Here is a 12505-nt window from a genome sequence, read left to right as displayed (position 1 = left end):
AGAAGTCTCAAGGATTCAATATGGCTGATATACGGATAAAAGGCAAAATGGTCAATGCGATTCGCATTCACCTCGATACCAATGATCATGATGCGATCCGCCAGCAACTTACTCCAATGTTCCAAAAGGCTTTTCCACCCGGAACATTGGCCGTGATTGAAAGTACTGTTGATCAAGAACTAATTGCACTGATACAACTGCTTATTAGTATAGAAATTCAACCCATTGGTGTTACTGAAGGTCCGCTATCTGACCAAGCACGTGCCATCCAATTTCCCGTAGTTCCTGCAGATCGCAAACTACAACAAGTTAAACCGACACGCGAACAAGTGGTTGAAGAGCCCGCGCCTGCAGAAGAAAAAACCGAAGATAAAATTGCTGCAGTCGAAGTACCAACCATTCGTCATGCCACGTCGTATCACAATGAAATCTTGCGTACAGGTCAATGTTTAGTCCAAGACCATGGCGATATCATTATTAATGCTGGGATTAATAGCGGTTCAGAAGTAATTGCTTCAGGAAATATACATATTTATGGTAGTGCTCGTGGTAGAGTCATTGCCGGAGCTGGTGGGAACACGGCTGCACGTATTTTCTGCCATTCATTAGAAGCTGAATTGGTTTCAATTGCAGGGACTTACTGTGTCGCTGATGACATTCCACCTCATGTGGTCAAACAGCCAGTACATATTTATTTGAATGACCAGCAAGAGCTAGTATTTGAAGCTTTGCAATTTTAATGTATAAATAATCACCAAACCCCTAATTAAAAAAGGGGATTTAAACCATAACAGGAGTGGATTCGGTGGCGAAAATTGTTGTCGTAACATCAGGTAAAGGTGGCGTAGGTAAAACAACTACAAGCGCATCTTTTGCAACAGGTTTAGCCCTTCGCGGCCACAAAACTGTTGTGATCGACTTTGATGTGGGTTTACGTAACCTTGACTTGATCATGGGCTGTGAACGCCGCGTTGTATATGACTTTGTAAACGTATTGAATAACGAAGCTCGATTACAACAAGCGCTTATTCGCGATAAAGATATTGAAAATCTCTACATTTTGCCAGCATCTCAAACACGTGATAAAGACGCGTTAACAGATGAAGGTGTAGCACGTGTAATGGACGAACTTTCTCAAGAGTTCGATTACATTATTTGTGACTCACCTGCGGGTATCGAACGTGGTGCAATTTTAGCAATGTATCATGCTGATGAAGCGATCATTGTGACGAACCCAGAAATTTCTTCTGTACGTGACTCTGACCGTATTATTGGTATGCTTGACAGCAAAACCAAAAAAGTAGAACAAAACGAAGGTCGTATCCGTAAGCATCTCTGTATTACACGTTTCAATCCAGAACGTGCGGATAAACAAGAGATGTTGACGATTGATGACATTTCAAAAGATATTTTACGCGTACCGACTTTAGGTGTTATTCCTGAATGTAAAAGCGTTCTACAAGCATCGAACGAAGGTAAACCAGTGATTCTGTTTACAGAAGAAGCGGCTGGCCAAGCGTATGATGACCTTGTTGCGCGTTTCCTTGGTGAAGAGCGCCCTTACCGTCACATTACGGTAAAACCTAAGGGTTGGTTAGCACGTCTATTTGGAGCGTAATCATGGCAGGATTCTGGAGCAAACTTTTTAGCAGCGACGAGAAACCGTCAAGCGCACAAACGGCAAAAGACCGTTTAAAAGTCATCGTGGCATCTGAAAATGGTCTAGGTAAACGCCTTAGCCAAGACAAGATTGACATGATGAAAAAAGAAATCATGCAAGTGGTAAACCGCTATGTTCGTGGTGTAGATGAGCAACATATTCAAATGTCTGTTCGTTCTGAAGCGAATATTGAAATGCTTGAAATGAATATCAATTTGCCTGAAGAACGTTAATCTGAATTCTGATTAGCCAAGTAAATTGAATCAAGGCAAAATGTGAGGCTGGATCAGTAAAGCGCTGCTTTACCCAGCCGCAAGACGAGAAGCTTTGCTTCGAGTGGGCTGGATTAGTTTTATTCCTTTGTTAGATCAAAAGCTTTGCTTCGAGTAAACGGGATAAAAAAAATAACTTTTGATCCAACCATAAAATGAGTCGCTTAACTTAGAGATGGCGAATAAAACCATTTTACTTGCGTACTCATTTTTGCCTTTTTGTATTTTTAAACCAACAAGGAGATTGCGATGGCATTATCTCAGCCAGCAACGTTCAACGAAGAATGGTCAGATGAGCGTGTATTTGCCTACCTTACTCAGCTTCCTCCTGAAGGAGTGAATGGCGACTTTCACGTGCTTTACCATGCTTTCAAACATATGCGTCCAAATGACTATGAGCGTCTTTTGACTCAATTCGTTGCCGATGGCCGTGATGTGAACGCAACTAATCCTGAAGGTCAGCGTATTCATGACGTGATTGCTCAATACCCACGTCAAAGCGCAGGTTTCCTCGAAGTATTGGCAAAATTTGCTTAATTTCGAGTAATAAAAAAAAGCCCGCATCATGCGGGCTTTTTTTTATCTGATTTAAAATCAGTGTTATTGTATTTCAGCATGATTAATGCACGATCAACATAAGCAATGGAAACATCAAGCCAAAACCAATGGTTTGTACACTAATAATGGCCGCCATCAGTTGTGAATCGCCTTGATAATAGCGTGTCAAAATATAAGACGATGATGCAGTCGGCAAAGCAAAAAAGACCACTAAAATCATCCGCTCAAAATCAGTCAAACCCATCCAAGTACTCAATAGATAAGCAATACATGGCATTAACATGAGGCGCCCTATCGTATTTAAACTTAAACGACGTATATCGGCGCGCATTTGCTGAAACTGTAATGCTGCCCCAACGGAAAGTAGTCCGAGCGGTAAACTCATGGCTGCCAATATTTTTAAGAATTCAGGTAAGCCTTTAAATAGACTCAAGCCTGATAAATTAAACAATACCCCTGCCACACAACCTAAAATTAAGGGATTTTTTGCGATGGACTGAAAGGTCTGCCCCAATTGCTTCAGGCTTAAATTTGAAAAGGCCAATACTGAAATAATATTAACTAAGGGCACAGCAACGGCAATTAACATGGCAAACATCTGCATGCCTGTAGAGCCAAATAAAGCGCCCATAAGAGATAAACCAATATAGGTATTAAAACGGATATGACTTTGGATATACACGCCAAAACGCTGCACGGGGATATGCATAAACTGCTTGATCCCCCACAACACGATGCTGATCAAACAGGTGCCCGCAACCAGTACTGTCAACATTCGTGAAACAGTGTTCATATCCAATTGCACGGCTGATACATTCAAAAATAGCAGCACAGGAAATAAAACGTAGTAATTGAGTTTTTCTGAATTTGCCCAAAATTCATCCTGAACAAACTGTGTATATTTAAGCACATAGCCCATCACGATTAATGCAACGAGGGGAAACAATGCGACGACGGTATTCATGCTGTACGCCTTGAAATAAAGTAGCTATTTCATCTTTAACCATTTATGTAGCACAATATAATCCTCATCTAGACTCATAACAAAATGAGTAATTACTCATGGCAATGACATTTTCTCAGCTTGAAATTTTTATTAAAGTCGCAGAACAACAAAGCTTTACTCTCGCTGCTCGACAGCTGGGAATTACTCAGTCAGCTGTCTCTCATGCCCTAAAGTGTTTAGAACAACATTGGAATGTCAGCTTATTTAGCCGTGAACAAGGCGAAATTAGCCTGACTCATATTGGTCAGCAGTTATTACTGCATGCTAAAGAAGTCATCAATACCGCACAAATCATGCAACAAGAAGTGCATGCCGCACATGGTATTCAACAAGGAACTTTAAGAATTGGTTCTTTTGGCTCCTCTAGCTCAATCCACCTTTTACCTGAACTTTTAAAAGCCTATCGTGAACGCTATCCACATATTGAAATTTTTGTCGAGGAAGGCACCGATGCGGAAGTATCTCAGTGGATTGCGGAGCGACAAGTTGATGTCGGTTTTGCTGTTCTTCCAAAATCTCAACTGGTCACATTCCCACTGATAAAAGACATCTTTATTGCGCTCATTCCGGATTCATTTGAAGTCGCGCAACAAGCTAAACTGAATATTCAAGATATTCAAAACTACCCTTTTATTATGACCCGTGCAGGTAGTCAGTCTCATGTGGAAAAGTTACTGCAACAACATCAAATTCAACCCAAAATCACCTATCAAATGTCGCAACTTTTAACCATTTTAAATATGGTGAATTTACAAGAAGGTATCGCTATCGTTGCAGATATGGCTATGCCCAAAGAATTATTAGCTTTACATCCGCATGTGGTGAAACGTCCACTTTCACCTAATACGCAACGGCAGATTGGACTCGCGGTAAAAAATCAAAAACTCATGAGCCCTGCCTGCAAAGCCTTTATCGAAATTGCCCAGTGCATGTTCTACCAAGATAAGTTCTCAATCTAAAAATAAAAAAAACCTGCCGAAGCAGGTTTTTTGTTTTAGAACTTAGACCAAGATATCTCGTTTACCATTTGGCCCCATACTACTTACGATACCATTTTCTTCCATCTGATCAATAATCCGTGCAGCACGGTTATAACCGAGGCTAAATTTACGTTGCAGCGAAGAAGTAGAAGCTTTACGAGTTTCCAGTACAAAGCTAACGCATTGGTCATACAAAGCATCTCGATCTGATCCGCCATCACCATCTTCAAAACCGCGAGATGTCGGCTCTTCATCATAAGGCGTGAGGATTTCATCGACATAATTCGGTTCACCGCGCTCACGCCATGCATCACAAATACGGTTCACTTCATCGTCTGAAATAAACGCGCCATGTACCCGTTCAGGTTCAATTTTCCCCGGTCCGAGGAATAACATATCACCATGGCCCAGTAAGTCTTCCGCACCACCAGCGTCTAAGATAGTACGTGAATCCAGTTTACTGTTGACACGTAGCGCAGCACGCGTTGGAATATTGGCTTTGATCAAACCTGTCACTACATCTACGGTTGGACGCTGCGTCGCCAACAGCAAATGAATCCCTGCTGCACGTGATTTTTGTGCAAGACGGGTAATCATTTCTTCAGCTTTTTTACCCACTTGCATGATCATGTCGGCAAATTCGTCGGCAACAATTACGATCAACGGCATAGGCTGTAAACGTGGCGCACGACTTTGGGTTGCAGAGTCATCTGGCTTCCAAGTTGGATCGATGAGATCTTCCCCGTTGGCCATTGCTTCTTCAATTTTGCGGTTAAAGTCAGTCAGCTTACGCACTTTCATCAAAGACATCAGCTTATAACGACGCTCCATTTCATTCACACACCAGTTCAATGCACTCACCGCATCTTTCATGTCGGTTACAACAGGCGTTAATAAATGTGGAATATCGTTATAGTTAGCAAGTTCCAACTGTTTTGGGTCAATCATGATGAGTCGCAGTTGCTCAGGTGTATATTTCAACAACATCGATAGCAACATGGCATTGACAGCGACTGACTTACCAGAACCTGTAGTACCTGCCACCAACATATGCGGTGCTTTCGCCAAATCTGCCAAGACAGGATTACCGGAAATATCTTTACCCATCGCCATACTAAGTAAGGCATTTGGATCACGGTATGCCGGCGTTTCTAACAGCTCAATAAGTCGAACCATTTCACGTGAACTATTCGGGACTTCAATCCCGATATATGGTTTACCTGGAATCACTTCCACCACACGTACAGAGGCCATAGACATTGAACGCGCCAAGTCTCGTGAAATATTGGTCACTTTTGACGCTTTTACACCGGGTGCCAAGTCTAGTTCAAAACGTGTCACGACAGGGCCCGGCTGTGCCTCTACAACTTTAGCTTTGACATTAAACTCTTGCAGCTTAATTTCTAACAGTTCAGACAAACGAGACAATTGCTCTGCGGTAAAATTGACTTTCTTATTCGGATCTACAGGATCTAATATTTCCAAGCCCGGCAAAGTCGGTAAATCCAAACGTTTTTGTGCCACTTGCATTGCACGTGACATGGGACGACCAGAGGCATCGGTTAAAGGCGCATCAAAGTCAAAATCATCTTCGATATCTAAATCGATGTCTTCAGGCTTACCTGCTGTTTCTTGCCACACTTCACGGAAAGCATCTTTATTCGAGCTGATTAACGCTTTTTCATCGTCAGATACAAAAGTCTGCGGCTGTGTATTGATTTCAGCACGAACCAAAGGCGTTGATTGCGCATAACTACTGGTTGTACGAACCGGTTGTGACTGTTCAATTGCCTGCTCTGCTTCTTCAACCAGCAAATCATCGAGATCATTAAATTCAGCTTCAGCACTGATATTTTTCGGTGTGGTGAGCGTTGTCGTTTGTGCAGCTGCCACACCTAATCCTACAACAGTTGCAGCAGTAGCTGTTGCAAAATCATTTGAATGCGTTGCAGGACTTTCACTTTGTGCTGTATTAAATGGGCTATGCACATCCGTCGCTGTTTTACCATTTGGAACAGCAGCTAACAGCTCATCGAAGATCTCATCATCATCCCAATCCACTGATTTTTTAGCAGGTTGCACCGCTTCTGTCGGAGAAGTCGAATGCACATCCGCTGCTTTGTTGAAATATTCAGTTTGATTGGCAGGCTGCTCTTCTTCTGCAGCTTTCAGTAAAGCATCAATATCTTGTTTGTGCCGTTGGTCATCATTTGAATGCAAGGCACGCCAAACCTCTCCCGTCGCAACAACACGTTGTTGATCTTGCTCAAGCTGACGCACTTTCGCCAAAGTATGTTCAAAATCTTCATCGGATGGTGTAGCAGTCTCCGGCGAATTTACCTTAGATAAATGCTGTGCATTGCCTTCTTTGTCTGCCCATTCTTTATCAGCAATATCATCAAATAAACGCTCAGCAACACGATCACGTACTACAGGGTCAACCTCTACAGCATGATGCTCATGGGCGGGTGTGACTGGTGCAATCACTTTTGATACATTAGTAGCCACACTGCCTTTTTTAGTAGATGGTACGGTACGGTCAAAAGCAGTATCTCCTTCAGGGACATTGCGATAGAACAAATCTTGGAGATAAGCCGGTGTGGACTTCATGGTTGCCCATGTCTTATTCCACTTGATACCAAAGGCCAAAGTGAACAACATGATCCAAAATGCAATGAGAAATACTGCTGCACCATAGACCGTTAATATTTGTTCAAGACTTTGACCTAGTTCATAGCCAATGATCCCGCCCGATGCATTTTCTAAGGTATCTTCAGGGACGTTCCAAAATAGGAAAAGTAAACTTGAAGTTGCCAGTAAAATAAAGAACTGAGCGGCATAGCGAAATGGACGGTTCAGAAAACTACGTGGCCACCAGACTTGAATTGCTTCGAGAAATAAATAGACAGGTATCAGCAGACTTGCCCAACCTAAAAATCCATAGAGTAAGTCAGCTATCCATGCGCCTGCGACGCCGCTGGCATTTGAAACTTGCTGAGTATCACTGGATAAATGCATCCATCCCGGATCAAATGGCGTATATGTGACTGTTGCAAGGAACAGATATATCCCAAATGAAACAAGGAATAATGTCATTATTAAGCGCTGTGCATATGCACCCGACACCGCTGTCATATACGTTCCTGTAACCAATTCTTCATGAATGTTTTTGTCATTACCCACAACAAAAATGGGCTGAATCTAAACCTGTTATTATGCACCTGTTCAATAAAAAAGATGCAAGATAATTTAAGTATAGTTGTTAACTTTATTGTATATAGCTCAAAACGATTTTGATGATCAATAATATCGACTTTAATCTCACACAATCGTTTCAAACTTTGACGTATAATTCCACAAATTATCATATAAAAAAAGGATTCTACGGATGAGCGCTCGTCACTCACGTCTAATTATTTTAGGTTCTGGTCCTGCAGGTTATAGCGCTGCGGTATACGCTGCCCGTGCGAACCTGAAACCGACACTCATCGCAGGTATTCAATTAGGCGGTCAATTGACTACAACAACAGAAGTAGACAACTGGCCAGGTGGTGCAGAAGGTTTAACAGGCCCTGCCCTAATGGAACAAATGCAAGCACATGCTGAACGTTTTGGCACAGAAATCGTGTATGACCATATCAACGAAGTTGACCTCAATGTTCGTCCATTCGTACTTAAAGGCGATATGGAAGAGTTCACTTGTGATGCATTGATTATTTGTACAGGTGCAACTGCACAATATTTAGGTCTCGAATCTGAAGCTGCATTTATGGGTCAAGGCGTGAGCGCATGTGCAACATGTGACGGCTTCTTCTACAAAAACCAAAAAGTTATGGTTGTCGGCGGCGGTAATACTGCTGTCGAAGAAGCGCTGTATCTTTCAAATATTGCATCGCATGTCACTCTAGTACACCGTCGTGATACTTTACGTTCAGAGAAAATTCTGCAAGATCATCTTTTTGCAAAAGAAAAAGAAGGTAAAATCAGTATTATCTGGAATCACCAAGTAGATGAAGTCATTGGCGATAACACCGGTGTGACTTCTGTACGTATTAAATCTACGCAAGATGATTCAACTCAAAACGTTGATGTCACTGGTATGTTCGTGGCGATTGGTCACAAACCAAATAGCGGTATTTTTGAAGGTCAATTGAACTTACGTGATGGCTACATCCAAGTTCAAAGTGGCACCGCAGGCAACGCAACACAAACGTCTATTCCAGGCGTATTTGCTGCGGGTGATATTGCCGATAGTATCTACCGTCAAGCGATTACTTCTGCAGGTTCAGGCTGTATGGCTGCACTCGATGCTGAAAAATACCTTGATGCACTCGGCGAATAATCTTTTGCTTAAGTCATTTGCTTAGCTAAATAGTTTTAAAAATTAGCCGACCTGATGGTCGGCTTTTTTATGTATGATAAATATCCGTGTACCTCAATAAGAAGCTTGGCATGCCGATACTCCCTCCTTCTGAATTTACTTTCCCCGATCCTGTTGAATGCGATCCCGAAGGTGAAGGCTTAATTTGCATCGGTGCTGACCTCTCCCCTTCCACACTGTTTGAAGCCTATAGTCACGGTCTTTTCCCATGGTTCAGTGAAGGTGATCCGATTTGTTGGTGGTGTCCTGAACCCCGCTGCATTATTCGACCGCAGGACTATCATCCAAGCAAATCGTTATTACGCAGCATGAAAAAAATGGACTATAAGATCACCATTAATCATGCGTTTGAAACTGTAATTCGCTCATGTTCTTTGCCGCGTAGTTATGCCAATGAAACATGGATTTCAGAAGATATTATTCAGGGATATTCTGCGCTGTTTGACGCAGGCTATGCTTATAGCATTGAAGTTTGGGAAAATGAGACTGTTGTCGGTGGCCTCTATGGTGTCAATATTGGCCATGGCTGCTTTGGCGAGTCTATGTTTAGTACACGAACAGATGTCTCTAAAATGGCGTTTTACACCTTAATGCTCATCGGGCAAGAGAATCAGTTGCCATGGATTGATTGCCAATTGGTCAACGATCACCTCTTAAGCTTAGGTGCGAGTACACTTTCTCGCCAACAATACCTTAATTCGTTACAAGATGTTGTTAAACAACCATCAATCGATTGGAAAAAGTATCAGGACAGTGTATTTTCAAGTAAAACAATAGCGCAATGGGCGAGTCTCAGCGCATGACAATAAAAGAGGGATATTACGATGAATTCCTATCAACCGAAGTCCCTGTTGAACGAATTACAGTACTACATCACGCCTCCGCATGATTGTAGCTACTTAGAAAATAAATCTGCTCGGATGGTCTTTCTTGATCCTGTCCATCGTATTGATGTGGTCACATTATCTGAACTTTCCCGCATGGGTTTTCGTCGTAGTGGTGATTTTGTCTATCGCCCTGAATGTCATCTTTGTCGCCAATGTTTGTCCTCTCGCGTTCCTGTTCATGAATTTCAAATGAACAGCGTGCAAAAAAAAGCGTGGAAACGGAATCAAGATTTAACGGTGAAAATTAGCCGCCCTCAAGATGCCGATGCAAAGCATTATGCGCTGTACGAACGCTACATTAATGAGCGGCATGCTGATGGTGATATGTACCCACCTAGCCAAGATCAATTTGAAAAATTTTTAATTAATAGCTGCACTGACAGTTTCTTTTTAGAGCTGTGGTTAGATGAGCAACTAATCAGTGTATCTACCTGTGATCCCCTCGATGATGGTATTTCAGCGGTATATACCTTTTTTGATCCTGATGAAAGCCGTCGCTCACTAGGGACTTTTGCCATTCTGAAACAAATCGAGCATGCACAAAAGCTTGGACTGCAATATGTCTACTTGGGCTATTGGGTGCCCGATTCGCAAAAAATGAATTATAAATCTCAGTACATTCCACTGGAACTTCTGCTTGATGGACAATGGCGTCGACTCAACCGACCACTGACCCAAGAAGAAATTAGCCAACTGGGGGATTCCCTGATGACCACCTTACCTTCCGGCTGGAACAATCCTATTATTAAATAAAAGGGATCAAACAAAAGATATTCAATAAAATAGCATCCGTTTATTCACGAATGCTTTCTTTAAATTTGATCACTCTTCACCGCTTTTATTTAAATAAAGCTGCAAAATCATCACCACAAGTCTTCACCATAATAATGGCGTGCTCACGAGTTCCATCGGTATTTGGATAATAATTCTTTCGCAAATCGATTTGATGAAAATCCGCTTTTTCATATAAACGGATCGCTGGTTGATTACCTTCTCGCACTTCTAAGAAGATTTGAATGGGGTTATTTTTGAGTAAGGCAATAGATTCATCGAGTAATTGAAAACCTAATCCTTTGCCTTGCTGGCTCGGATCGATCGCCATTAACAATAAATTTGCTTCATCTAAAACGGGTTGTAAAATGCAAAAACCTACAACTTTTCCTTGTCGCTCAATCACCGTACTTTGATAGGCAGCAATCGATTCTTGAAATTGTTTTATGGTCCAAGGATGGCTTTGTACGCGGCGCTCGATATCGTAAACCTGCTGGACATCAGCGTCTTGCATCAAACGAATCATCTTCGTTTATCTTTCTATAGCTAGGGTATGCGCATTATAAAAAGTTTGTCTTTAAAGTTGAATAAAAAAAAAGAGCGATTTACATCGCCCTTCTGAAAAAGTCACCACAGCGCTGTGATTAGAGACCCAAATATGCTTTCCACGTTTTTAACAAACCAGAAGTATCTAAATCATTCGGGTGAAAACCTGGTTTAAAATACATCAGCATTTCTTTACCCATACCAGTGATGATGCCTTTTGAAGGGCTATAACCATAGGTATAAATATCTTTTAATGCTTCAAAATTAAGCTTGTTATCTTCTTTTAATAAACGAGCGACAAAATAACTTTGTACGAAGAATAATGTCACCATTGCGCCAATCAATGAACCTGTACGGAGTGCGTAGGCCTTTATTCCCTGACCAAAGACACCTTCAAATACATCATAAGCTACGGCTTTATGCTCATTTTCTTCAATCGCATGCCATAACCACATATTTTTCATGGTTTCATCAGTCATTAAGGCTTGAATATGTGGGTTTACCAATAACTGTGAAGCAATCGTTGCAGTGAAATGCTCAAGTGCCGTAGTTGCAGTAAGATCCACCATTTCTTGAGTAATACCAACAGGTTTACCAATACGTGCAAAGACTTTGCGCACACCTTGGATAACACGACCCGTTGCCTTATCAAGTGTTTCGACATCATGACCGTATTTTTGTGCAGAAGCATTAAAACCCTCATGCTCTTGCGTATGCATTGCTTCTTGACCAATGAAAGCACTAATTTCTTTTTGTAGGGCTTCATTATTTGCGATCGCGGGGTGTTTACGTACTGCACGCACACTATCAATAAAGAACATTTCACCCGCGGGAAATAAAGCAGACAATGCGGTCATAAAATGTGTCAAACCTGCTGAGCCATTCATCCAGTACTCTGGTACCGCATCAAAATCAAAATTCATGCGACGTACAGGGAAACTTGCACCTGCTCGATTAGTAATCTTTACTTTAGCGTTCATGCCTAACTCCTTTTTGAGTTATGAAATACTCAAACTTTTATTGGTTTTCTTGAGTTCATATTACGGTTTTATTGACACGTAATTATTTCAGTTAAGGACAGTGAATTATCACTAAAGGACAGCTTTAAAAAATATTGTCAGACAATTTCCCTATCACATTGAATAAGCATAAAAAAAAGCGCCTCAAAGAGGCGCTTTTTTACACACATTTAGTGATTATGCAGTTACTTTAGAAACTACACCCGCACCAACTGTACGACCACCTTCACGGATCGCAAAGCGTAAGCCAGCGTCCATTGCGATTGGGTGGATTAATTCTACTGACATTTCTACGTTGTCACCAGGCATAACCATTTCAACGCCTTCTTTAAGCGAGATCGCACCAGTTACGTCAGTTGTACGGAAGTAGAACTGTGGACGGTAACCGTTAAGGAATGGAGTATGACGGCCACCTTCGTCTTTAG

The 12505-nt window shown here is 41.7% G+C and carries 12 protein-coding genes and 1 pseudogene; 8 read left to right on the top strand and 5 right to left on the bottom strand.

The genetic code is table 11. The annotated features are described in order from the left end of the window. The first annotated feature begins 20 nt into the window (after positions 1-20). The 4 genes from minC to FTV50_RS07365 all read left to right on the top strand — a co-directional run bounded on the left by minC (position 21) and on the right by FTV50_RS07365 (position 2469). Positions 21-740, top strand: a complete 720-nt coding sequence (gene minC / locus FTV50_RS07380; protein WP_078193110.1) for a septum site-determining protein MinC — start codon at positions 21-23, stop codon at positions 738-740. A gap of 65 nt (positions 741-805) precedes the next feature. Then, positions 806-1618 carry a septum site-determining protein MinD gene (minD, locus tag FTV50_RS07375; protein WP_067670152.1) on the top strand — a complete coding sequence of 271 codons (813 nt, stop codon included), beginning with the start codon at positions 806-808 and terminating at the stop codon, positions 1616-1618. A gap of 2 nt (positions 1619-1620) precedes the next feature. Beyond that, complete coding sequence (gene minE, locus FTV50_RS07370) at positions 1621-1893, top strand: cell division topological specificity factor MinE (RefSeq protein ID WP_078190039.1); 273 nt, start codon at positions 1621-1623, stop codon at positions 1891-1893. 288 nt (positions 1894-2181) lie between these two features. Further along, positions 2182-2469, top strand: coding sequence for a PA4642 family protein (locus tag FTV50_RS07365; protein WP_067766167.1), 288 nt, complete (start codon positions 2182-2184; stop codon positions 2467-2469). 82 nt (positions 2470-2551) lie between these two features. Here the strand turns inward: FTV50_RS07365 and FTV50_RS07360 are convergent, their stop codons facing one another. Next, entirely contained in the window at positions 2552-3454 is a 903-nt protein-coding gene (locus FTV50_RS07360) for an AEC family transporter (protein WP_180024008.1), read from the bottom strand. A 104-nt stretch (positions 3455-3558) separates the two neighbouring features. Here FTV50_RS07360 and FTV50_RS07355 point away from each other — a divergent pair, with 104 nt between their 5' ends. Then, the gene (locus tag FTV50_RS07355; RefSeq protein WP_180024041.1) at positions 3559-4455 is read left to right on the top strand and encodes a LysR family transcriptional regulator; all 897 of its coding nucleotides are present in this window, start codon (positions 3559-3561) and stop codon (positions 4453-4455) included. A gap of 42 nt (positions 4456-4497) precedes the next feature. On the opposite strand, the gene FTV50_RS07350 is transcribed toward FTV50_RS07355, so the two are convergent. Continuing rightward, positions 4498-7611 (bottom strand): DNA translocase FtsK, encoded by a 3114-nt coding sequence (locus tag FTV50_RS07350; RefSeq protein ID WP_180024007.1) that lies wholly within the window; start codon positions 7609-7611, stop codon positions 4498-4500. A gap of 253 nt (positions 7612-7864) precedes the next feature. Between FTV50_RS07350 and trxB the strand changes: the two genes are divergently transcribed. The 3 genes from trxB (at position 7865) to FTV50_RS07335 (ending at position 10497) form a co-directional block, all read left to right on the top strand. Beyond that, positions 7865-8818 carry a thioredoxin-disulfide reductase gene (gene trxB, locus FTV50_RS07345; protein WP_180024006.1) on the top strand — a complete coding sequence of 318 codons (954 nt, stop codon included), beginning with the start codon at positions 7865-7867 and terminating at the stop codon, positions 8816-8818. A gap of 110 nt (positions 8819-8928) precedes the next feature. Further along, positions 8929-9660 (top strand): leucyl/phenylalanyl-tRNA--protein transferase, encoded by a 732-nt coding sequence (gene aat, locus FTV50_RS07340; RefSeq protein WP_180024005.1) that lies wholly within the window; start codon positions 8929-8931, stop codon positions 9658-9660. A gap of 21 nt (positions 9661-9681) precedes the next feature. After that, positions 9682-10497 (top strand): arginyltransferase, encoded by an 816-nt coding sequence (locus FTV50_RS07335; RefSeq protein ID WP_078190044.1) that lies wholly within the window; start codon positions 9682-9684, stop codon positions 10495-10497. A gap of 85 nt (positions 10498-10582) precedes the next feature. Here the strand turns inward: FTV50_RS07335 and rimI are convergent, their stop codons facing one another. From rimI to tuf, 3 genes and pseudogenes are all read right to left on the bottom strand, one after another. Continuing rightward, positions 10583-11041, bottom strand: coding sequence for a ribosomal protein S18-alanine N-acetyltransferase (gene rimI / locus FTV50_RS07330; RefSeq protein WP_180024004.1), 459 nt, complete (start codon positions 11039-11041; stop codon positions 10583-10585). Between the two features lie 118 nt (positions 11042-11159). Continuing rightward, positions 11160-12041, bottom strand: a complete 882-nt coding sequence (locus FTV50_RS07325) for a metal-dependent hydrolase (protein WP_078193116.1) — start codon at positions 12039-12041, stop codon at positions 11160-11162. A 216-nt stretch (positions 12042-12257) separates the two neighbouring features. Next, positions 12258-12505: pseudogene (gene tuf / locus FTV50_RS07320) on the bottom strand (elongation factor Tu); the annotation flags it as partial.

Origin of the sequence: Acinetobacter sp. YH1901134, assembly GCF_013416965.1 — a bacterium.
Lineage (GTDB): Bacteria > Pseudomonadota > Gammaproteobacteria > Pseudomonadales > Moraxellaceae > Acinetobacter > Acinetobacter amyesii.
The sequence above is the reverse complement of the archived record's forward strand: the minus strand, read 5'-3'. Positions and strand labels throughout refer to the sequence as shown.